Source organism: Pseudoalteromonas sp. MMG013 (assembly GCF_018100885.1).
In the GTDB taxonomy this organism is placed as follows: Bacteria; Pseudomonadota; Gammaproteobacteria; order Enterobacterales; family Alteromonadaceae; genus Pseudoalteromonas; species Pseudoalteromonas aurantia.
In genome coordinates this window covers 299,927-322,506 of sequence record NZ_JAGJEE010000001.1, presented here as the reverse complement: position 1 = coordinate 322,506, position 22,580 = coordinate 299,927, and the positions used below count along the sequence as shown (strand labels likewise).

Sequence of the window (22,580 nt, the reverse complement as noted above, 5' to 3'; positions counted from 1 at the left end):
TGTTACTGTCCTTTGTCTGCTGTTGCGATTGACCCGGCTGTTACCGCTTGGCCCATAAGCACTTGGTAACGTGGTTTTAGTACAAAATCACCATCAAAGATTTGTTCTATTAAGTCTTGGTGGTCATCGTGTGTCATGGTCATGGCTTTTAACCAGGTCTTATCCTTTACTTTAAAATTGGTGTCTAACTTATCCGGGTTTAGAAAGAACCCCGGATTAGGCACTTTGATATAGTTACTGCCGTTTAGCACAAACTGAATTTCAGCAAGCGCTTGGCCGATTGGCTTTGTGATCACCTTTGATTTCTCGTCTATCTGTTTATAGACATAATACGCTGCTGCAACTGCGAGCATTAGGCTGACGTTCTTACTGATAAAGTTACCCATAGAACCCCCATTCAAAGCCCTTGCGAATATCTGCAATATCGTAAGGTTGTTGTCCATTTTCCATATGTATCATTGCACCTAAAACATGGGGATAGTCGCCCCGCTCTAGCGCTTTGTTCTCGTCTATGCCTGTCTTTTTTGTGACGAACTTTATATACCCTTGGGTATCGTTTTCACTGCTGGGCGCCCAGCGTGTGACAATGGCCGATATGCTATTAATGTTATAGCGTGTTACGTAGGTTCTTAAGATACGTCCGGCGGCGCGCAGGCCATGCGTGTAACTTTCGAAAATGATGAACGGGCCATCTAACCCGGTGAGCCCTAACCAGTTATCACCTTGTTTTATGTTCAATGGGTTGTTGTTGCGTATACCACGCGGTTTATCTGTATTTATGTAAAATACGCCTGCCATAATTGAGCATGTTAGGACTGTTAAAATAAGTGTATTCTGGGTCATGTTCGCTCTTCCAATATCTGTGATATACCAAGCACCAATAATTCTGGGTCCTTTGTACTTACTTTCTGGAGATAGGTAAAAGATTCGCCGTAATTGGTATGGCCTTGCGCTATCGCATTACTGTGCAATGTTGTTTCAGCGAAGAAAAGGCGGTTTAATCCCGCTGGCATTGTCACCTGAATTGTATGCTTCTGAATACTTACACCATTTCCGATGCCGCCCATGCCATAAGGAATGTATCGTGTAAGTTCATTTGAATCAGCCCCATTCTTTGTGTAAAAAATTGCAGGTTTAAATCCTGCATTTAAACCTTCACTGTTATGAATTATTTCTACATTCAAATCGAACACTTTATTTGCTAAAGCTTGCGGAACATCTACATTTACAAACGGTATACCCTTCGATATTAAGTAGCTTTGAGTCGGTGAGGTTTCGGTAACATATTTAGATGCAATCATGGGTTCTGTTTGAGAATAGAATACCCGGTTATTCATATCAGATACCCAATAGTAAATATCCCCAAAGTTAGACAGTTCAATTTCTTTGTCTTTTTTGAAAAGTCTGCCATTTTCCACAACTCCATCTGACGACTTTAAATCTTTTCCACCTATGTAAATATCTACAGGGGAATTTATAAACGTGCGAACACGTGGCGGGTCATATCGCAATAACTTATGCACTCCTGACTTGAGTGGGATTTGACGCGATACGATAGAGCTGGGTCTATCTGACTGTGTTTCATAAGAGTATGGATAAAAACCAAGCCAATATTCTATTTCCTGATCAACTTCTGTTTTTATCTGAACGCTTGCGTAATTGAGCTTTTGTAAGTTCATGCCCTGAAACATTTCAGTATCAATGATGGGTTTACCTTCGACATTTCTCGCAACAACCTTTAATTCAGCGCTTGCGCGAATGATAGCAATATTAGACCCTCTCACGTGATCAACAACCACGTCCCCCGCTTTAACTGTTTTTCTAATCAACATCGTTATTTCTTCCCCATCATTGCAAGCACGGTGACACCGACCACGCCTACAACCACGTACATCATGGTTTTATTGGTATCTTTGGCGAGTTGTTGACCGTCAGAGCGACTCATGTTGTCGGCAAACTGCAAAGCCTGTTTGCTTGATAACACCGTTTTATCTGACATTTCTGAATACGCTTGATTGGCGTGTTCCATCGCGAGTGCGGCTAAATCAGACGAACCGGCGGCAAATTCACTTGCTAAATCACTCGTTTTATTTGCAGTGAAATACGCCATATCAGAAACTTGCTGGCCGCTTTGCTCAATGGCGCCCACTGCATCGCCAAACAAGTTAGACGCAAAGGCGTTATTGCGTGCGTGCATCCCCTCAGCGCTGGCAATCATATCCCCGGCTAAGTCGGCATTGTTTGCCATCGCTTCATTGGCTAGGCCATTTTGATAAGAGAGTGCATCGAGTGCTAAGCTACCGTTGGTTTGCATGGCCGAACCACCAAACGCGAACGCGTCTTGAAGTGCGTTTGATGCAACGTCGAGCGAATCACTCCCAAAATCAAATCCGCTGTTTACTGTGTCTCTCGCAAAGTCTAATGAGTCGCTGTTAATGTCTCGGCCATAGCTAAATGCATCATTCGTGACACTCTCAACCATGCCATTGTTGTAGTACGCCATATCGCTTGCTGCATCAATGGCAGATATTGACTGGTCGGCCATATTGCCACCAATATCAACCAACGCTTCGACTAAGCCATGGTCTGTTTGTGAAATGTTGTATGTATTACCGTTTCCAACGGTCATATAGCCGTTGTTATCGCCGTGAACCCCCAAACTTGTATTGGAGTTATGCGTGGCTTGACGGCTACTAGAGCGGGATTTACTGCCCATAATTAATTACCATCCTGTAAACGAAATAACCGCTGGTATCGGTCATTTCATATTGAAAATTGTATCGAGATAAAAGGCGGCTAAGCGCCCTACTTTGGGTATGAAATACAATGGAGTGTGTGCGTAGTCGCTTTGCAAGCCTTACAATGTAAGGCGCAATTGTGCGTAGGTTTTTACCTTGCGCGCACACCACACACAACCCGTCACTGTCTATGCGTAACACACAATAGCAATGCTGATATTCAACGAGTAAAGCCCGGCCCGTTTCAATCTCATCTTTAATGCTTGCATAATCTGCTGAACTTCCGGCTGCTGCTCGAATGTTTACCAGCTCGCTACTGTGTGCAATTCGCATTGTGTTACTTCTTAAGCAAGAACAAAGCAGCTAAGGCAAGACCACCAATAATTAACAACTGGTTATTGCTACCGCCACCAAATGTCACGCCGTGCCCGGTAAAGCCAATATTTTGGGTCTGGTCTCCCGTTGCGCTGCTCGCGCTTGAGCTAATGGGGCTTTGGGCGCCATTAGAAAAGCCGGGTATACCTGTTGCGGCCATCATTGGGTTCATTGAATAGCCTCCTTAATGTGATTGCGATATACACTTCTCACGACTTCGGCAAGCAATGCACCGCCCGCCGAAACCAGCACCCCGAATGCGAAATACTTAAGGTTTTTTGGGTTTTGCATTACTTGGCCACCTTCATCAGTAGTCCTATCGCAAGAAGACCTCCAAAAGCCATAATTACAGTTTTCTGTGGTATACCTAATATCTCAGGCTCTGCGCTATTTTGTGACGTAGGAAGGGCTTTGTTGGCCTCAACTTGCACCGCTGCATTATCAAGTTCTGGGGTCGCCGCATGTTCTAGCCGTCCTTGTCCTGTTGAGTTTTTACGGGCTTTCACCGCTTCATATTGTCCGTATGTTGCAACGGCATCAGATAAGAACCCACCGATACCACCCCAAATACTTTCCGAATTAGGGGCGCGTACTGGCCCCGCTGCTTGAGCACTCATATTGCCCCCTTAGAATGTGGATACAGCAAAGTTATCCATGTAATACACCACCACTTCGGCTTGCGCTTGCTCTGAGCCATCAATACGTAAACGCATATCTCTAATGGCAGGGTCTAAAAACAAAGTGCCGTACTTGTCGCCCTCTAAGCAGAAATCGAGATAAAACTCTCCGGCGATGGGCGTTTTACCGTTTTGTTCCATGATGTGATTGTGAAGATCGAGCGGAATAGATTCGCGCCACTTAACATTGTCCACTAAGAATTCAACGCCCTTAATGCCCGGTGCTTTAATTGCTATGGCACAAATTGAGGCGTTAGGTGGACGGGGTAAGTCTTGCACTTCGACGCGGCCATTAGTGACGGTGTAATAAAACGAGCGGCGCTTCATCAGCCAACCCGGTGCGACCGGGGCGCTTTTTTCTGCATATGCGCTTATTTCGACTTCTGCCGTAGCATCCTTATCTATTTGAAATTTGATTTGGACGCTACGAACGCCTGCGGTTCCGAGTGAAAACATGCGCTGCTCGACTAATTCGAAGTGCTGTGCAGAGCGGAACTGGTCATTTACAAAATGCCAAGTCGTCACCCCTTCTTTGCTTACACGTTTAAAGCGGTTATTTTCATCTATCAAGTCTTGTAATGTTGCATATTCAGTAACCATGTTAGTACCGAGATTCAAAGACACATTTTTAATCTGTGAAGGGGTTACCCCTGAATACATAAAGTGAATACGGTCATACGTTGGCCCGACTGGGATTGTCTGTGAAACGGTGGCGCCCGGTGCTACGCCTGTGATTGTTGGTAAGTCTGCTATTTCGCGCATATCAAATCCTAGTTAATTAAGTTTTTAACAGGACGCAATACGCGTACTTTATTGATAACAGCAAAAGCGGCTAACGCCATGCCGACAGTGATTAAGCGGTTTTTTGTGAACATTTTATATCTCCGTAATTGTCCGAATTGACGGCGTGAAGATATACAAAATTGAGAATGGGCTCTTGGGCTATAACTAAAGCTATTTTTTATTATTTTAAGTTATAAATATTATCAATGAGCTGATGCTATATATCCCAGCGTCCAGACTTCCCCCCTTTTCTCAAAAAACTCATGATTGTGATAGAAAAAAGCCTCGCGCAAATTACATTTACTCGAGTAATGCCGCTATCTTTTTTATCAATAGCAATAACCATGGAGATTAAAGATACTAAACAAAAATACACAAAGCTGTTCTTGTAGTATTCGATAAGTAAGTAAGTGATATCAAAATCAAAAGCTTTAGCAGGGCCTGACAAGATAAATGTTAATGAATAAGCATTATCAGGGATTTCCCCTGTAATTATGTAGTAAAGAATCACAGAAGCAGTTGAAAGGAAAGTAATAACGTAGAAATTAACAATTATTAAAAATGAAATTTTCAAGAAGCAATTTAACACAAACAGCATTATTGAATGCCTTTTCCTAGCTATTAGGAATGAAAGCATCAGACCCACACAAAAAAAGATTACATATACAAGACGTTCTAAGGCGGCCAAAAATTCCATATTGTTTACTAACTTCTTGATGCTACGCTGGTCGATGTACTATAAACCAAAGTAATTGAGTACGTAATATTTATTATGTACTCAATCACACCTTACTAGTCGTAAAAAACAAAATTACTCGCGGGAATAAAACGATTCTCTACTTTAACGAAGCACTCGCCATACACAAGTTTTGATTCTAATTGCATCGCATCACCATACGCCTTGCATGAGTCAACATTTGAATCAATCATCAACTCAATGAACCTCCATCCAAATAGCATGGAAAATAAAAAACTTAAAATAATTCCATACCTTTCGCAGAATACTAATAACTCATAAGTAGCGTTATCTATAAATCTAATCATGGGTTTTCCTTAAAACTTGATGGTTTCCATCTTGGCCGCTTCGGTTCCCTTCCTGATCCAAAACTGAATTTGCTTACGATGAATATTTTTAATTGATTGCAGTTCATCCACACTTACGCCCATTTCACCCGCCATATACTTTGCACTGGCTTGGGTTTTAAGGGCCCCACACCATGTGTATTCAACCTGATTCATGATGGTTTTATCTGCTTCTTGGGGCCGTTGGGTGATTGCACACAGTGTGCCGCCGTACTTACGTACTTTTCTGCACAGTTGGCCCCAGTAGTAACTGGCCTTACTGACCCGTGTTACGTCTGCTATTTCGTCAGCTAAAATTGCCATCGGTGCGGCGGCATGAGATAGCTCGAATACAATGCCAGCCCAACGTTCGAAATTTTCTTCTGTGGGCGCTACGGTGACAGCAACACGAATAGGACCATATCCAGACTTTCTAGCCAACTTTAAAAACGCTTCGATGCTAGTCACGCGTGGCAATGCGTAATCTTCTTCTGGGTCCCATGCAACAATACGTTTTTGTGCAAAGTCGATTGTCTTACGTAAAAAGGCACTTTTACCGGAACCTGAGGCGCCTACAATCAACATATTGTTGTTTGGTAATGAGGGGTCTTGACGCTTAAGCGTTGGCTTCTTTGCTACTGCCATGCTCGCCTCCTTGCTGTTGTACTTCTTTTTCGTCTAGTTCTTTTTGAATTTGAAAGTCGGTTAAAATGCGAGGGGCTGTGATACCCACCGCAACCGCAGCAACCGCCCACCCGGGAGATAACTCTAAATCTGGTATTAACGTGTCCATTGAGTGCTTAAGCTCGTTCGCTTCGCCCTCTGATAACTTCCAGTGTTCACCATTGCGACTTGCCATAAATGACGTTAGAAAGCGGGCCATAACAACCGTTACATCTCCTGCACCAACGGCCGCATTGCCCCCTTTATCGTCGTGCATGAGTTCCTGCGTTATATCTGGGCTTTCTTCAATGAATGCACTGAAATCAGGTGTACCCAGATTCTCCGACACCTCATCTACTTGGGTTGTAGTTTCTTCATCGTTCATTCGTCATCATCTCCGCTAAATATTGACTCTAGAAAGCTGCCTGAGCGCTTTTCTTGTTTAACTGCTTTAAGTTGTGCCTCTCTTGCGCTCTCTGCGGCTTCGTGTGCCACTTCTTCCACTTCTGCCCCTGATAAGGATCTAATATTGTCTTTAATCCATTTCTGGCCGCCCTCAAGCGTAATTTGCACTGTGCCACAAGGCCCGTTAGGGCCGTCATAGCATCTGTAATACAGTTTTGCGTTTTTACTTGCCTGCCTATGAACTGTCGCATCCTTTGAGTGGCAATGAGGGCATGTAATCTTGCCGAGCACTTCGCTAGCCATTTGCCCCCCCTTTGGTATGTCCGGGTTCTAAAACTAGGTGGGCAAGCATGGCGATTAACTTACGCTGTGACTTAATGAGCGCTAAGGCGGGTTGTTTAATATTTAGGGGGCTGGCTTTCTCGACTTGCTTTTCAAGCATTGCGCTACGTTCAAGTTCATTAAATAGCTGGTTTTTGACGTCTGTCATGTGGCTATATCCTTCTATTTTTTCAAAAAAATCGAAAATTGTGGATAAGTGGACAGAATCACTTTGTGATTGCTGACACACTTAACGCACAAGAACAATCAAGCCGTGGATATGTGGACAAAAGGCCCCTAAAGGGCCTTATTGACGCACATACCGCACAGCCCTGTAAGTTTTTTCTATTTGGGCTGATATTTATCGGGGTTTCTATGGCGCCCTGCGGGCGCAAAATGCTGGCCTCTCGCGAGGCTATTCACCTTTGCTTGCGCCTCTCGTTGCAAGGACTGAAAAGAAGCCCCTTTTCAACCCTGAAAATGCTGGCCCCTAGCGGGCCTATTCTTAGGGTTATAATGCCGCCCTGCGGTCGATGACTCTCCATACTTGCTGCATCTTCGCTGCGCTTCAGATGCAGCAAGGCCCTTGCGAACCGTTAAAGAACTAACCGAACTCAATCGGTATCTATAACTAATCGCAACATCGGCGCTGCATCTAAAGCTCTGTAGACTTACCTAGATACACTAAAGCTAATGCGTCTAGGTAAGTCTGGCTTCAGACGGCTGCGGGTGGTGGTAAACCCATCAGCAAGAGTGACTTTAAAGCGCTTTCAACCAGTGCGCCCCTTTTGCCCGTGCTCACTCCCATAGCGTGACCGTATTCCGTAGGTTGTGGGCGAAGGTTGCGACACCTCTATTACCCCTAATAAGGGCGCTTATCCTAGTCATTATGCTATCGCTTCGTACACGTGGGGCTGTTGGCAATGTTCCCGTGATAACCCCATTCGTTGACTCAATACGCACAGCTAAAGCCGACCTAACCCACTTACTCTGTCATCCAAGTTAGGCGCCTAATGCTAAAGCTGTTTATTTAACGAGTATTTATAGCTAAAGCTACCCTGATAGCTTTAGCTATAAACACTGAGCCAGACTAAGCTGGCCTTTTGCTATTAAATCTCTCTAGACGTCTATCCCGCATCACTTTGATCAACGCTCTTTGCTCTCGCGTTAATGAGCGTAAATATCTGAATACTTCACTCGTTCCTAACGTACACATAAATCACCTTGGTTGTTCCTATTTCACTATTCACCTTGGCTTAATCGAAAATTAGCTACTGTACTGCGCAGTACAGTAGCTAAAGCCAAGGGATTGATGTTGGGTCAAAAAATCCAACGGAAGGGATGATAGTCCCCACGTGAGTACATGTCCACACGTAGAGACTGGTGCATTAGGTGTGGACTAAGTCTACAATCACAAATAGGGAACATTGATGATGGCAAGAAAACTTATGAAAATGACCAACTCAATCGAGTTGCTCGATTGGTTCAAACATATTGCAGATATTGAATCTGACTACATGGCTAGCAAGTTGTTAGGTATATCAAAACAAATGGTTAGTGCTGTAAGGAATGGAGACAGAGACTTTTCAGAATATTACACATTGCACATTCTTGTCGTAGGTGAACACCCTAAACCATTGAAAACCATGGCGTTATTGGAGTCTTACAAGGCAGAAAGACATGGTGACGAAAAGGCCGCAAAAATTTGGCGAGAACAAGCAGCTTAGCTATGAAAATCACAGACATTTTGACTGTAAATAGCCTGTTAAACCCTTCTGTCGTGGGGGCTGCATGCTATGCGCCCTCCCATGCTTTACGTTATGTTAAATTGCCACATTCACGTCATATTGCTGTTGTAAGGGTGTAAGGGGTCGCTCATTTCTAGATTTAATGATGAAGTGATATTTTAGAATTGATTGCTCTGAAGCCCCTATTAACTAAGGACTTCGCCTAGACTAACGTTAAAATCATCACAAATCAAATGTTCACTTTAAAACGTGTTTAATACGGGTTTAAATAACGTTTAAAGTTTCTCTACGGCAACCACACGATTAAAAACACTCACTGCTTAAGTTATGTACAGTAACTAAAGAGAAGCTGGAACTTGCTTTAAACCAAGTCCCTGTTAAGTGTCAGTTAACCGCTAACAAACACTCCGCATATTCTTCCTCTGCACAAATCCCTTTACACAACTCATCAACATCAAAAATACAAGATACACCGGGCTGATATTACCGCTGCTTTTACTATCAGATACTACAGCGTTTGAGTCGTTAACAACCACTGTGACTGATGCCACTGTAGAATTTGATATTGAATCAGACACTGAATAGCCAAAGGTAATAGATGCAGGTGAATTAACGTTTGGTGTAAGTGAAACTTCACCCGTATTGGCGTCTAATTTAAACCCCTCTATTTGCTCTACTGAATCTACATGGTAGGTGATAATATCGCCATCAGGATCACTACCCTTAAGCTTTATGGTAATTGGCTTATTGCGCTCTGCAACATGTGATAAAGCCGCTGCTTGTGGGGCCGTGTTTGTTAGCGTAATATCTATGTTTTTTACAGTGGAATTAGCTCTACCGTCATTGCCTCGGTATTGAATACTTTCAACCGTTTTATAACTCGTTGGTGCATAACGTAAAGTATTGGTATTTTCATTGGCCCATGATAACTGCCCTACTTGAGGGCTATTGATGAATGTGTAAATGATTTTATCACCATCTTCATCAGTTAGTGGTAACGAGAATTCAATGGGGTTACGCCAATGAGTTAATAATGCAATATCACTAAGTTGCGGAGGTTTATTGTATACATCAATATTTACGATACCTCGTGCGGCCTCCCATTCCCCTTTTAAAATACTATAACTTAGGGTTTCTCGACCGAGAATATCAGGAGTGTACTCAAACGTGCTTGACTCACCTTCAATTGTCGAAAGTTCACCCAGCCGCGAAGATGATGTCCATACATACCGCTTATTTTGCTCCGTATTTGGCAATTCAACTATTAATGATTTATTTGCGTGCACCCGCAAGTTAATATCTGCAATTGCTGCAACGTCTATTTTATTACTCGCAACTTCAAATATAGATGGCTTTGATCCTGACGTTACAACCAATTTTTTGTCGTCGATAATACGACTATTAACAAATTCGGTGTTGGCGATCCCCTCTATTTCCCAATCAATTTTTTTGTTTAACGTATCAAATTGACCAAATCGATTTTTACAAGAATATATCAGTTTATTAAGTCCACTTTTTTCTAACCCAACTGCCGTATCATTGTCACAAAAACGCGCGATAACTATCGGATCTATTGATACATTTATTACCTTTAATTCACCAGCGTTAGTTAAAGCGTAAACTCCCGTTTCTTCGAAATATGCAGCTGTGGATAAATCAACATAAGCACCGTTACCTAACTCGATGAAGTCTTCTCCATATTCGTAATACAACGTGGACTCTTTAAATTGAATATACATTCCGTGTTTTAGATGGTTGTCTATTGCTCTCTCGTAAGCGAACTTTTTAGGCGGGTTGTTCACATCTACAGGCAGCGATTTAGTGATTAGGACTTCTCTGCTGTCATTATCGTAAAGACGACTGATCAGTAATATATATTCATTAAGCTCAACGTTGAAAAACTCGATATCCTCTTGTTTGCCGTCAAGATCAATATCAACCCTGTGATCAAACCTTTTATTTAACTCATATGTACCAGAACCAAAGTCTTGTTTAGTTAAGGTTTGCCCTTGTGATATTTCTATTACTGTTTTTTGTTCTATATCGCGTAAACCACCCGACATCGCACTTTCGACAGAGTACCTGCCGTAGCATGTTAACCCTACTTGTGTCGCTGTGTATTTAATGACTGAATTAAGGTAAGAATTTTGACATCGTTTATCATGTATCGGCATTTGTATCTCAGTCGGATCTTCAGCATCAATACTTTTATTGACAAAGTTATCTTCAAACTCAGTGCGACCAACTAAATCTAGCGTACCATCAAAATTTACATCACCGTAATGAATAACGATATGTTGAATGTAATATGCTTGATTAGAGCGACTAAATTCACGGCACAAAGGCGTCGATGGTGATAACTGTACCGGATTAATACAATATGATGGGCTGTAGTGGTGCCTCAGGGACCCTGTTTTAGATTCTGTCCACGTTGCTACGAATGCGTTATCTCCAGCAACCGCAGGGGAAATAAAACGCTTACCGCTGAAACTTTTTAGTTTTGACTCACTTTTAACTTCAATTATGTCGAAGTTTCTGATTGTTTCCAACTCTACAACTCTTTGCTCAGTTACAACAACTTCGTCTAAGTCGTCATTATTTAGATCTTGAGCATATACAAATTGCATATCAGTGAACAAACCAGGACTTACATTAAAAACTCGCGTAATTTTATCATTCTCTTCTTCGTATATATCACCATTTGCAAAAAGCAGCTGTGTAGAATTCGCTTTGGTAAAGCTACCAGAGATCATATCACCTCCTATATCACCATGACTTACTATCGTTATACTCGGTAATATAGAAACCTCGTACAGCGTATTTAGCGAGCTGATGAATAGTTTTGAGCCATCCCAAGTAGTTAATGAAAGCAGCGGTTCCTGCGATATCAATTCTGAAAATAAAAGTTGCTTGGTTATTACGTCGATGATTAATAGCTGACCAGAATTCGTTACAACCGCAACAAGTGAGTTACTTGTTTCTGGGTGTTGTAATACGACATGGCTAACAACACTGCCATTTAATAAAATGCGCTCAGCTACTTGATATTCATTGCCATTCTCTTTTAAAAAAGAAACAAAATCGAAGCCATCATTCGTGTCTATTATAGTAATCTCATTAATAGAGTCTGAGTAATGTTCTGTATGTATGAAATCTTTCACGATCCCGATCCCAGACAATTTAAAAATTGGCACTGGATCACCCGAGTTTGCATAAGTATTTTGAATAAAAGTGTGCAGTATAAAGACCATTACTGCCATTAACTTGAAATAAACTAATTTCGCCTGCATCGTAGCATTCCATTAAGTCAGAGTATAAATTAGGAACATACTATGATAAGACTATACACTCAACAAAAACCTTATACAGGGTCTCCTTATTAAGTATTAATTAACTTGAATAGTTTGAAATTACTTTCAAGAACTACAACATATCAATTTGACTGCTCCATAAACTCCGCTCTTTCATCTTTGCACTCATACGATCCCATTTCAAATTCACGGCAGATCCAGGGGCGATTCTCATAAATAGTACACATAAACGTTTCTCTGTCGAGTGCTGAACACCAACCGTCCGCTAAACGCTTCATAGTTTCTGCGCCCCATTTATCAATACTTAGGTGCTGCGCAGGTACGCCTGTGTCGCTAATAACCATCACTTCTAATCGACAACAGCATGCTTTACATGTTGAGCAAGTAAGTTCAGGTTCTGGAATATTCTTAACCGATATAGACATAACTATCTACGTTGACTGCGAGGTAGGCATTGTACGTCAATTTCAAGGTTAAATATATTCTGAAGAGTGCATTTGTGTAGTGAAAACGTTATATGTTGAACGCTCTATTCTAAATTTTGAACTTCCAATGTGTTAGTCACGGGTCCTTAACATCATTGGGTGATCTTCATTAAGCTGCAGTAAATCCCATAAATTACCATATAAGTCTTCAAAAACCGCAACAGTGCCATAATCTTGCTGTGCCGGAGGCCGAATAAATCGAATACCAATTGATACCATATGTTCATAGTCTCGCCAAAAATCATCCGTATTCAAAAACAGAAATACCCTACCACCAGCTTGGTCGCCAATAAATGCTTTCTGCCTCGGTTTAGATGCTTTAGCCAATAGTAGTGCTGTACCTGTTGAGTTTGGTGGCGCAACAACGACCCAACGCTTATTTTGTTCCGCTTGATATGTGTCTTCGATTAGATCAAACTTCAGCTTGTTAACATAAAACTCAATTGCTTCATCGTAATCATCCACGACGAGTGCTATGTGCATAATATTTTGTTTCAAGATTCACCCTATTTAACTCGTTCATTATTCTCATGGTTTTCTTACTTGCGTGGGTTTTCCCCCATACATCGGCCATAATATACATTGTTTTTAATAATAGCTTACCCATTTTTCGACAAAAGCCTTCCCTGAATTTAAATTAGCTAGAGCCGTCTTTGGCATTCTGACATAACGCATTAAAAAAGCCGCTACCTTATACGAGCGGCTTATAATTTGTCTTTGTGAACTTAACACAAATAGTTATACAGTAACCCTTAAAAACAACGGATTGTAGTTATCTATAGCAGTCACTAATAAAAGCTATCAGGGTCGGTGTAGCCAATGCTCTCGGAGGATAGGCTATTTATCACTCAAGCAAGTACTGTTTGGCAACGCTGATGATTTCCTCCAAACCCCCCACTCATCAGCGCTATACGCCTTGCTAGGTGACATCCCACCTACAACATACCAAGCGTTTGTATATTCAAAACAGTCAATACCATCGATTACAATATTACCGGGGTCGTTGTAGAGCTTACTTGCATCCCAATAGCCATCTTTAACCGGTGGTGGAGGAGTATGCGGACCACTCTCAAACGTACATGTCCCCGAATCATTGATAGTAAATGTTATTTGAGCGCTCAGAGAAACGTAAGTTTCGTCTGTTGATGCCTTTAGTGCTTGTAGTGCGGTGTTTGCCTGAGCAGTACAATCAGCTACACCATCGCTGGTTTTTAATTGCGTGAAAGCGCCATTAATATCAACAGCAACTCTGTTTTTTGCTAACACGAACTCATTTACATCGGCTTGCCCAGCTTCATTGCTGGTCACTACCAAACTAGTACCTGAATACTCGTTATATAAATAAAACTGTTTTTTGCCAAGTTCATCGTATGGGCCTCCCTCACCAAGCTCATAAATGGGCAAGTTAACAATTATTTGTTCTAGCACTTTACCAAAGTCAGTACGATATGAAATAACCCCATTGCTACTAAGTGTATCAAAGCTCTGCTGAGCCGCAGCCTTTGCTTTCGCGGTTATAGCAGCAGAATAAAACCCATATGCTTCTAGAACATCCAAGTAGTTACTCACATCAGACCAACTTAAGTCGGTATCATAACTTGTCGTAGAGTGCTTAGCCGCAAGTGTTAGGGTATTTGTCACATCTGGAATTTGTCTAATATAACGTGCGCCAAAGTCATTTTGCTTTTGAAAGCATGTCCAATCATCTTCAAGGTCCTCTGCAATACCGACACAATGGTCAAATATCTCTTGAGTGCGCAGCACTTGGTCTTTTGCAGCATAAGGACCACGATTGTACATAAAAGACATTAGCATAGATAAAGCATCAGCATCTTTTGACTGTTGAATGAATAAGTGCATAGAGTCTTGCGACGAGTCCGAACCCTGATTCCATGGTAAAGAGCCACTTACAATCGCTAACGCAGAGCCATTGTAAAAACCACTGCTTATGGAAGAACCAAGTATATTGCGTGCAGGCCCCGTGTGTGAACTTAGTACCGTTTGTGGTTCTAAGTCTTTATAAGGTAATGGAAAGCCACCGCCCACTACCCCCTGTAATTCTGCCCATGCGCTACCAGGATATTCAATTTGTAGTACACCATCATCCTCATCCACCCCAGCAGGTAAATCCTTGCCTAAGGAACTTTCTTGCAAACCTTTTGATACAAAGTAATTGGGATTCATCTGTCTGTCAAAATAGTCTCCGAAACGCTCACCCGTTGCAAACGGCTTTGTTAAATCGAATGTACCACTTGCTCCCTTTCTTAAGCCATATTGCATTTGTACTCGACTTGACGCACTCGCGTGGGCAAAAGCCAATGCCCACAATTTGTGCTCTATCATTGTTGCTGAAGAAGGTTTATCTTTTATTGATAAGTTAATTATTGTGCCAAACTCACCCTTCCAATCAATGCTATAAAATTGACCAGGCTTATTACACCCCTCACGATCAATATCGTAACCTCCGTCGGGCGTCTCAATGATCTCGCAGTGGTAATTAACCGTCACTTTATCTGCTAATGATATTGTATAATCTACTGAATTCGCTTGTTGTGGTAGCAATTGTTGATACTGCTCATTACTTATTGTTTTTACCGCAAATGCGTTTGTGCATAGGCCCAGCAAGATACAGGCACTTAAGTGCTTTTTATTAAAAATATCCATTTTTTTCCTCTACATATTGTTTTAAATAAAACTCAGCCCACCAAGACAGCGCTGTCATTAGCAAGCTGCAAACATACAAATACCTCTTTTTAAAAAGGGGTATTTGCATACAATATACTTTAGTGTAGTTTTCGGAACTAACAAATATATTTTTAACTAATTTGCAAAAATGCAGTAAAGGCATACTTAAAGTTACGGCCGTTTATTTTCATCTACATAATAAAGCTAATACTCTAGTTTAAAGAAACACTGAGAAGACCCTAAATTTGTAAGCTGATGGCCTTCAATAGATTAGTGACTTGTGCGAAGCAAAGAATTAAAGCAGTTTTATTAATACACCAACACTAAGTTGTTTAACAATAGAGTTAAAGCTCCAATTTAAAATTATCTACATCAATATCAATAAGTTAGCTTTATTAGGTACTGGCTTTTCTTGTTATCATCCAATACTTTAGCTAGTGTTAAGCTGTTCAAATTCAGTATTGGTACTCTATGCATAAATGCGTCCCTTTTAATAAGTATTTTTACTTCATCGGTTTTGTGTGTTTTATTTTTTATGCCGCTTTTCATATTCTTAGAGGCAACCCAATCATTGCCTCTATTTCAATTATTAATGTGATCGCGATTACCTTTATTCTTGTTAAGTATAAAAATAACCAATTGCAACATATACACAATGATCTATTCATCGCGCTACTCTCCTTATCTGTGATTGCGGCATGTTATGAACTGGGCAGCCGTGGCATCATTTATATATTCCCTGTGGTGGCGGGATATATTTATTACTACAAGGCAAAAGCTGCCATCATCGTCAGTACAGCACTGTGTACATTTGCGTTAATTGCTTCTTTAAAACATCTCGATTACGAAACTGCAATAAGAACACTGGTGCCCATTATGATTACCGTGGTGATCAGTTTTTTATATGCAAAGAAAGTCGAATATCATCAAACGCAACTTAGACACATTGCCAAAAGTGATCATTTAACGGGGTTATACAACCGCCGAAAGCTCATATCCTGGCTAAAAGAAAAAGAGGCGCGCATCAGTCGCAACAACCATTTGCTATTTTTATGCCTTGGCGTTGACAACTTTAAACATATTAACGATCAATATGGCCACTCTTTTGGCGATTATTTATTACAAGAGATTGCCAGTAAAATTGAAGAGCAGATCAACCCTCTCAGAGCAGGTGATAAAGATATAGTCTTGTCTCGCGTTGCTGGAGACGAATTTATCGTCGGCATTTATGGAGTCATACCTTACACACTTATTAAATCAATTAGTCCTAAATTGTTAAACTGCGTAAATAATATTGATTGTATACAGGGGGTTTCGCTGAGCGTAGATGCTTGTGTTGGCCTAACAACTCGTTCGAGCGCATTTTCATATGAGCAGGTTATTAAAGAAGTACATATCGCCATGTATGAAGCAAAGAAAGCATCAAAGAATCAAACCCGCTTTTACTCTTCTAAGCTTGCAAAAGCAGTACAAGAAAAGCTTCACGTTGTTGAGCTATTGAAAAATGCACTGCTAAAAGACGAGTTTTACTTAGTATTCATGCCGGTTTATGGACCAACAGGCAGTAATATTACAGGGGCGGAAGCGCTGATCCGCACGCATAATGATGCACTTTCAAGTTACACGCCCGACATTTACATTCCCATTGCGGAAGAGCATGGGCTAATTCATCAGTTGGATGAAATGGTGATTAGAAAAGCTTTCAAGACACTAAAACAAAGTGTGTTGAATCATACCGACACATTTTCGTTAGCCATTAACATTTCGTCTCAACAATTAAAAAATAAACACTTTGCAACCATGGCTCACAAAATGGCGCTTGAGGAAGGTGTTGATCCACGACAAATTGAGTTTGAGTTAACCGAAACGGCACTCGTTGATTTTGATCAAACGTCAATCGATATTATTAAGCAAACCAAAGCGTATGGGTTTAGTGTCGCGCTCGATGATTTCGGTACCGGTTATACCGCCTTCAGTCAACTGCGCAACTTTCCTGTAGATACATTAAAAATAGACCGTTCATTTACCTCAAACATAGATAACTCAGGTATTGATCAAGGTAAGATGGTCGATGTAATTTTATCACTCGCTCATTTATACAATTTGAATGTCGTCGCTGAGGGGGTTGAAAACAGTCAGCAACTCGACTATCTAAAGCATCGACAGTGCGATTCATATCAAGGTTATTACTTATCTAAACCCATAAGTTGGTCCACCATGATTGAGCTAATCGAAGAGAAACGCCAATGACCTTATCTTCTCAAAACGTTTGGTGTTAGTGCTGATATGAATACAAAATTACAATTAGGTATTGACCAATTATTTAAACAGCAACCTGTTTTGGTGAATCGTTACCCGCGCTACGCCGCTGCAGTTGTTTTTATAACGGCGTTACTGCTGTGTTATTTCCCAATTAAATATGCGCTTAACGCACAATGGATGTTAGCCATATCTGTCGTTATCATCATTTCAGTGCTATTGATCACCGGTGTACGACTGCTAAAAAAACCATTAAATGTGTTTAATAGTGTGCTCATAGGTGTGGTAGAAGGAATGATGCTAATGTACTTAGCATCAAGTTCCCCTCTGGCCGCTGCAATCTGGTTACCGGCATTTTTAGTCGCTCTTTTCTTGTTGTTTCCTTTCAAAGTAGCATGTGGTTTTGCATTTTTTTATTGGCTTACCCTGTCAACATCATTTATATCGCAACTAGACTTCGAAATTGCATTACGCAGTACGTTATCATCGTGCATTGTGATGATGCTCACTGCAGTTATCGTCAAAATATACAATGATGCAATTGGCACTGCTGAAGGGCTCGCAACAACCGATGTATTAACCGGTGCACTAAATAGGCGAACGATGCTCAATGTGTTGCATAAAGAGCACGAGCGGGTCGCGAGGTATGGGCAAACATGCTGTCTTGTGATGATTGATCTAGATAATTTCAAAATGCTTAATGATACTTATGGCCACTCCTCGGGAGATGAGTTGCTTATACGGTTTGTAAAATTAATGCATGAATCGATACGCAAGAATGATACGTTGTTTAGACTAGGGGGCGATGAATTTATGCTTGTACTGCCCTGCCTACAAATAGCAGATGCTTATGCCTTTGTATCCAGACTACAAAAAATAGTACCACAGGTCGTTAACTACAAAACTGTAGAGCTAGGAATGAGTTTTGGTGTATGCGAAATGAGTGAAAGCGATACAATCAATGAGTTAATTCACAACGCCGATATTGCCCTTTATCAAAATAAATTGTCTCGTAAAGCAAACACTCAACTATAATTATGAGTGCATCAATGTTAACTAACCACAAAATAAGCCACACTAAACAGTAAAAAAAATAAGTGATATAAGTAACATAACTAAACATAGAGGTTATTGACTGATGGTCCTAAGAGCATTCTTTATTATCGTCTTTTTACTCACTATGTTTGTCAATGCAAGTCAAAGTGATATCGATTCTCTACTCGATGAGGCAGAAGACTATTTGGTGGTTAAGCCATCTCGCACACTCACATTACTCAATCAGGTTAATAATTTAGCCTCATACACTGATAACACACAAATTCGTTGGCATTTATTGAAATTACGCGCATCAGTTTCCACTAACCGTTTAGTAGAAATGGACAGCTCGATAGAACAATTACAAGGCTACCAACATTCGGCTTATTTTAAAGACAATTTAGTCACTATTTTTAGTGCCATTGGTATTTGGTTTAGAAGATCTGGTTTTCCCCAATATGCGAATGCAAGTTTGAGTTGTGCTTTGACATACGCTAAGAACCCTAAACAACGTTTAGCGCTAATTAATAGTAAAGCTCTAGTTGCGCGCCATTTAAAAAAATATCGCCGTGCCGAATTACTTTACGAGCAAGCTACTTCGATTGCTACTAAACACAATAATAAAATCAAACTCGCAACAATTGCTAATAATTTAGGCGTAATCGCATTAGACAAAAAAGAATATGAACGAGCCGAGCATTACTTTAGACGCGCGTTAAAGGGGCACCAAAATAATGACAATCGCGCAGGTAATGTTACTGCTGGACTTAATTTGTTGTTTTTGTTTACTCTCCAAAATCAGGAGGTCAACTATCAACGTTTATATGAACCAATTGCCGCGTTAACAAATGCTTTTCCCAATAAAGCAAAACAAGCTTTACTATTTTGGATACGTACAATGCATAACGCCAAAGGCCAACCTGTAACAGATAACAGGCTTAAAGTACGCCTCGCGAATGAATTTTCAATGTTAGAAAGTCGCAGAGTAAAACAATTAGTTAAATTCTATTTCGCAGAGAAATTAGCTGTTGAGGTCAGCCTAACACCAACCCCAAAACCACGTAAAATCAATCTCAGCTTAATTACTAATATGTCACATTGTGACTGGAAAAGCGCATTACAAAACGATAAATAAATTTAGGCTTGCATGCTACTTTTTTAATTGCTCATGCATTGCCCAGAAAATTCATCGGGCAATTAGCTCTGACAATACAATATTGTTGTTATTGTCTCGGCTACCACGGATGATCTCATCATTATTAAACGTCACACCAGACTTAAGTAACCGGTCATACAGTACAACATTTACGGTTGCAGCCAGATTCATACAACCTTGTGTTGGCACGTAAATCACATCTTGGCACATCTTCAATGACTCTTTTGCTAAGGAGCCATCTTCTGGTCCGAACATATAAAAAGCACTTTTAGGGTGAGTGTACTCCGTTAATGGTTTTGCACCTTCAATAAGCTCAATTGCGACAGGGGTTGCTCCTAGCGGGATCATCGACTCCAATGTATCTGCACCTATTAATGGAATATTCTGATAAACCTTTTTAGTATCAGTGGCAAATTTACGTGCATTATCAAAACGTTTACCGGTATAAAATACAGAGTTCACCCCATAACAACCTGCCGCTCTCATTACCGCGCCAACATTACTTGGACTTTTTGGGTTGGTTAACCCTATACATGCAAACCCATTATCGAACATAAACGCCTCTATATACTTCTGTTTCTATATTAAATTTACCCGTGACTTAACGCAAGAGGTCCTCCCACATCAAAGTATGCGCAAATTTACACTAAATTCCCCAACAAATCGATAATTATAGGTTTATCAATAAAGTCCTTGTCTATGCTATGATCTTCATATCAAAGATATACGATGTACATATAGCAATGAACTTAGACCTGTTTTGGCAAACCATTACCATTGATGTTGAAATTGAAGATAAAAATAGCCACCTCAAATCACTATTAGAGCGTCTCTCAAGTGACGATATTGAAGCATTTGATGCCCACTATAATACGCAACTCAGACGGTTATGGCATTGGGATATTTGGGGCGCAGCGTTCGTAACCTGTGGGTGCAATACAGAATATGACTTTTTAGACTTTTGCAATTGGCTACTCACACAAGGTAAGGAAACGGTAGATAATATAATATCTGATCCAGACGCGCTTATTAGCGTTGAAAATATCCCGCTAAAAGACGCACTCCCTTATCCCTATTGTGATGAGTTAGATTTAGTCTCAGGGTTATTATACGAGGAAAGAAACGGCAATGAGTTACCGTACCACAATGTCGTGAATTTTGCGCCTCAGGGAAAAAAGTTCAAAAGTAAACCTAAACTACTTAAAGAGCAATACCCTAAGCTATATACAAAATTTTGGCATAAAAAATAATAATGGCGCCGTTCGGCGCCAACAGCAAGTCTTTATACCCGCTAGTATTTTGTGATAGCGAGTAACGCATTACCACTTTCACCGTCATGGCATCTACTATCAGAACCATCACGATTTTCAATTACTAGTGTATATTTAGTTTGATTTTCTGCGTTTTCACGTATAGCTTCCAATACTGGGCCCAGTAAATAGGAGTGCTCTGGGTATATAATCACTGGCTCGTTTTCGAAATTCCCCAAATTTCTGTTATATTTAACTTCGAATGTATTATTCCCCTTCGAAAACACAGCTTTAACATAACCTGAACACGTAAATACTGCAGCCTGTGACTGAGCTGCAAAAATTAGCGCACTTGCAGCGATCGCTTTAGTATATCCTTTCATCTCATTTCCTTAGTGTAATTTAGATTGGTGTAATTTTATAACGCCAATCTAAATTAAATCAGGAACATTAAGTTTTTAATGTATAAAAATTACAAACTAATTACAGCACTTAATTAGCCAGTATTATCCGTAACATTCGACGTAAAGGTTCAGCTGCACCCCATAATAATTGGTCACCGACAGTAAATGCACTAATATACTTAGGGCCCATCGTCAATTTACGAATACGCCCAATAGGGACACTTAAAGTGCCTGTTACATTCACTGGGGTAAGTTCCTCTGCACTGACATCTCTTTCGTTAGGGATAACTTTGACCCATTCATTGTGGCCTTCGAGGATTTCTTCAATTCGCTCTACGCTGATATCATCTCGCAACTTTATTGTTAATGCTTGTGAATGACACCGCATTGCACCAATACGTATACATAAACCATCAATCGGTATTGGAGAACAGCTTGAGCCAAGTATTTTATTTGCTTCAACTTGTGCCTTCCATTCTTCTTTTGATTGTCCACTAGGCATAGGTACATCAATCCAAGGGATCAAACTTCCTGCTAATGGCACCCCAAACTGATCTTTAGGTAAATCATCTGACTTAATTTTATTGGCAACCAGCTTATCAATTTCTAAAATAGCAGACGAAGGGTTAGATAAGTGATGTGCAACTGACCCATGTATTTCACCCATTTGAGTGATCAGCTCTTTCATATTTCGAGCCCCCGCACCAGATGCTGCTTGATACGTCATTGGGCTTACCCACTCAATTAAATCCTGTTCAAATAAGCCACCTAAAGCAATAAGCATCAGTGAGACGGTACAATTACCACCAACAAACGTTTTAACGCCTTGTTCTAGCCCTTGCTCTATGACATCTTTGTTGACTGGGTCTAATACAATAATGCTGTCGTTATCCATGCGCAGAGCGGATGCTGCATCAATCCAATACCCTTGCCACCCCGTTTCACGCAATGTTGGATACACAGATTTAGTGTAATCGCCTCCTTGACAAGAAATAATAATATCCATCTTAGATAAAGCACTAACATCGGTTGCATCTAGCAGTGGTTTAGCTTCACCTGCAAAATTCGGCCCCAACTCTCCAGATTGAGATGTGGTAAAGAAATGCGCATTGATCTTGCTGAAGTCGTCCTCAGCTTGCATTCTATCCATCAATACTGAGCCAACCATGCCACGCCAACCAACGAGTCCTACTTTATTCATATTTATTTTACCTTTATATAAG

The 22,580-nt window shown here is 40.7% G+C and carries 26 protein-coding genes; 5 read left to right on the top strand and 21 right to left on the bottom strand.

All coding sequences use genetic code 11. From position 1 onward, the window contains the following. Positions 1-2: 2 nt before the first annotated feature. From J8L98_RS01420 to J8L98_RS01355, 14 genes are all read right to left on the bottom strand, one after another. Entirely contained in the window at positions 3-386 is a 384-nt protein-coding gene (locus tag J8L98_RS01420; RefSeq protein ID WP_210994954.1) for a hypothetical protein, read from the bottom strand. Then, the gene (locus J8L98_RS01415; protein ID WP_210994953.1) at positions 379-843 is read right to left on the bottom strand and encodes a virion protein; all 465 of its coding nucleotides are present in this window, start codon (positions 841-843) and stop codon (positions 379-381) included. Before J8L98_RS01415 ends, J8L98_RS01420 begins: the two co-directional genes overlap by 8 nt. Beyond that, entirely contained in the window at positions 840-1,832 is a 993-nt protein-coding gene (locus J8L98_RS01410; protein WP_210994952.1) for a hypothetical protein, read from the bottom strand. Before J8L98_RS01410 ends, J8L98_RS01415 begins: the two co-directional genes overlap by 4 nt. A 2-nt stretch (positions 1,833-1,834) precedes the next feature. Next, a complete protein-coding gene (locus J8L98_RS01405) occupies positions 1,835-2,716 on the bottom strand; it encodes a hypothetical protein (RefSeq protein WP_210994951.1) in 882 nt (293 codons plus the stop codon). Then, positions 2,706-3,071: a hypothetical protein gene (locus tag J8L98_RS01400; RefSeq protein WP_210994950.1), complete on the bottom strand. Its 366-nt coding sequence runs from the start codon at positions 3,069-3,071 to the stop codon at positions 2,706-2,708. The genes J8L98_RS01405 and J8L98_RS01400 overlap by 11 nt, the downstream gene beginning before the upstream one ends. A gap of 4 nt (positions 3,072-3,075) precedes the next feature. Continuing rightward, the gene (locus J8L98_RS01395) at positions 3,076-3,285 is read right to left on the bottom strand and encodes a hypothetical protein (protein ID WP_210994949.1); all 210 of its coding nucleotides are present in this window, start codon (positions 3,283-3,285) and stop codon (positions 3,076-3,078) included. A 118-nt stretch (positions 3,286-3,403) separates the two neighbouring features. Then, the gene (locus J8L98_RS01390) at positions 3,404-3,730 is read right to left on the bottom strand and encodes a hypothetical protein (RefSeq protein WP_247682379.1); all 327 of its coding nucleotides are present in this window, start codon (positions 3,728-3,730) and stop codon (positions 3,404-3,406) included. A gap of 9 nt (positions 3,731-3,739) precedes the next feature. Next, a complete protein-coding gene (locus J8L98_RS01385; RefSeq protein WP_210994948.1) occupies positions 3,740-4,552 on the bottom strand; it encodes a major capsid protein P2 in 813 nt (270 codons plus the stop codon). Between the two features lie 238 nt (positions 4,553-4,790). Beyond that, positions 4,791-5,171, bottom strand: a complete 381-nt coding sequence (locus J8L98_RS01380; protein ID WP_210994947.1) for a hypothetical protein — start codon at positions 5,169-5,171, stop codon at positions 4,791-4,793. Between the two features lie 194 nt (positions 5,172-5,365). Further along, complete coding sequence (locus tag J8L98_RS01375; RefSeq protein ID WP_210994946.1) at positions 5,366-5,617, bottom strand: hypothetical protein; 252 nt, start codon at positions 5,615-5,617, stop codon at positions 5,366-5,368. 9 nt (positions 5,618-5,626) lie between these two features. After that, on the bottom strand, positions 5,627-6,280 hold the full coding sequence (locus tag J8L98_RS01370) for an ATP-binding protein (protein ID WP_210994945.1): 654 nt from the start codon (positions 6,278-6,280) through the stop codon (positions 5,627-5,629). Continuing rightward, positions 6,252-6,683 (bottom strand): hypothetical protein, encoded by a 432-nt coding sequence (locus J8L98_RS01365; RefSeq protein WP_210994944.1) that lies wholly within the window; start codon positions 6,681-6,683, stop codon positions 6,252-6,254. Before J8L98_RS01365 ends, J8L98_RS01370 begins: the two co-directional genes overlap by 29 nt. After that, on the bottom strand, positions 6,680-7,006 hold the full coding sequence (locus J8L98_RS01360; protein ID WP_210994943.1) for a hypothetical protein: 327 nt from the start codon (positions 7,004-7,006) through the stop codon (positions 6,680-6,682). The genes J8L98_RS01365 and J8L98_RS01360 overlap by 4 nt, the downstream gene beginning before the upstream one ends. Then, entirely contained in the window at positions 6,999-7,193 is a 195-nt protein-coding gene (locus J8L98_RS01355) for a hypothetical protein (RefSeq protein WP_210994942.1), read from the bottom strand. The genes J8L98_RS01360 and J8L98_RS01355 overlap by 8 nt, the downstream gene beginning before the upstream one ends. Positions 7,194-8,454: 1,261 nt before the next feature. Between J8L98_RS01355 and J8L98_RS01350 the strand changes: the two genes are divergently transcribed. Further along, positions 8,455-8,751 carry a hypothetical protein gene (locus tag J8L98_RS01350; RefSeq protein WP_247682378.1) on the top strand — a complete coding sequence of 99 codons (297 nt, stop codon included), beginning with the start codon at positions 8,455-8,457 and terminating at the stop codon, positions 8,749-8,751. Between the two features lie 416 nt (positions 8,752-9,167). On the opposite strand, the gene J8L98_RS01345 is transcribed toward J8L98_RS01350, so the two are convergent. The 4 genes from J8L98_RS01345 to J8L98_RS01330 form a co-directional block, all read right to left on the bottom strand. Then, a complete protein-coding gene (locus tag J8L98_RS01345) occupies positions 9,168-12,062 on the bottom strand; it encodes an Ig-like domain-containing protein (protein ID WP_210994941.1) in 2,895 nt (964 codons plus the stop codon). A gap of 143 nt (positions 12,063-12,205) precedes the next feature. Further along, complete coding sequence (locus J8L98_RS01340; protein WP_210994940.1) at positions 12,206-12,508, bottom strand: YkgJ family cysteine cluster protein; 303 nt, start codon at positions 12,506-12,508, stop codon at positions 12,206-12,208. A 132-nt stretch (positions 12,509-12,640) separates the two neighbouring features. After that, positions 12,641-13,066 carry a VOC family protein gene (locus J8L98_RS01335; protein ID WP_210994939.1) on the bottom strand — a complete coding sequence of 142 codons (426 nt, stop codon included), beginning with the start codon at positions 13,064-13,066 and terminating at the stop codon, positions 12,641-12,643. Between the two features lie 339 nt (positions 13,067-13,405). Continuing rightward, positions 13,406-15,232: a hypothetical protein gene (locus J8L98_RS01330; RefSeq protein WP_210994938.1), complete on the bottom strand. Its 1,827-nt coding sequence runs from the start codon at positions 15,230-15,232 to the stop codon at positions 13,406-13,408. Positions 15,233-15,724: 492 nt separating this feature from the next. On the opposite strand from J8L98_RS01330, the gene J8L98_RS01325 reads away from it, so the two are divergent. From J8L98_RS01325 to J8L98_RS01315, 3 genes are all read left to right on the top strand, one after another. Further along, positions 15,725-17,503, top strand: coding sequence for a GGDEF domain-containing phosphodiesterase (locus tag J8L98_RS01325; RefSeq protein WP_210994937.1), 1,779 nt, complete (start codon positions 15,725-15,727; stop codon positions 17,501-17,503). A gap of 36 nt (positions 17,504-17,539) precedes the next feature. Next, positions 17,540-18,547, top strand: coding sequence for a GGDEF domain-containing protein (locus J8L98_RS01320; protein ID WP_210994936.1), 1,008 nt, complete (start codon positions 17,540-17,542; stop codon positions 18,545-18,547). Between the two features lie 103 nt (positions 18,548-18,650). After that, the gene (locus tag J8L98_RS01315) at positions 18,651-19,682 is read left to right on the top strand and encodes a tetratricopeptide repeat protein (RefSeq protein WP_210994935.1); all 1,032 of its coding nucleotides are present in this window, start codon (positions 18,651-18,653) and stop codon (positions 19,680-19,682) included. Positions 19,683-19,733: 51 nt separating this feature from the next. On the opposite strand, the gene J8L98_RS01310 is transcribed toward J8L98_RS01315, so the two are convergent. Further along, entirely contained in the window at positions 19,734-20,258 is a 525-nt protein-coding gene (locus J8L98_RS01310; RefSeq protein ID WP_192510145.1) for an RNA methyltransferase, read from the bottom strand. A gap of 188 nt (positions 20,259-20,446) precedes the next feature. Between J8L98_RS01310 and J8L98_RS01305 the strand changes: the two genes are divergently transcribed. Further along, the gene (locus tag J8L98_RS01305) at positions 20,447-20,953 is read left to right on the top strand and encodes a DUF4240 domain-containing protein (protein WP_210994934.1); all 507 of its coding nucleotides are present in this window, start codon (positions 20,447-20,449) and stop codon (positions 20,951-20,953) included. Positions 20,954-20,994: 41 nt separating this feature from the next. Here J8L98_RS01305 and J8L98_RS01300 read toward each other — a convergent pair whose 3' ends face one another. After that, on the bottom strand, positions 20,995-21,336 hold the full coding sequence (locus J8L98_RS01300) for a hypothetical protein (protein WP_210994933.1): 342 nt from the start codon (positions 21,334-21,336) through the stop codon (positions 20,995-20,997). A gap of 109 nt (positions 21,337-21,445) precedes the next feature. Next, the gene (gene asd / locus J8L98_RS01295) at positions 21,446-22,558 is read right to left on the bottom strand and encodes an aspartate-semialdehyde dehydrogenase (protein WP_210994932.1); all 1,113 of its coding nucleotides are present in this window, start codon (positions 22,556-22,558) and stop codon (positions 21,446-21,448) included. Positions 22,559-22,580 lie beyond the last annotated feature (22 nt).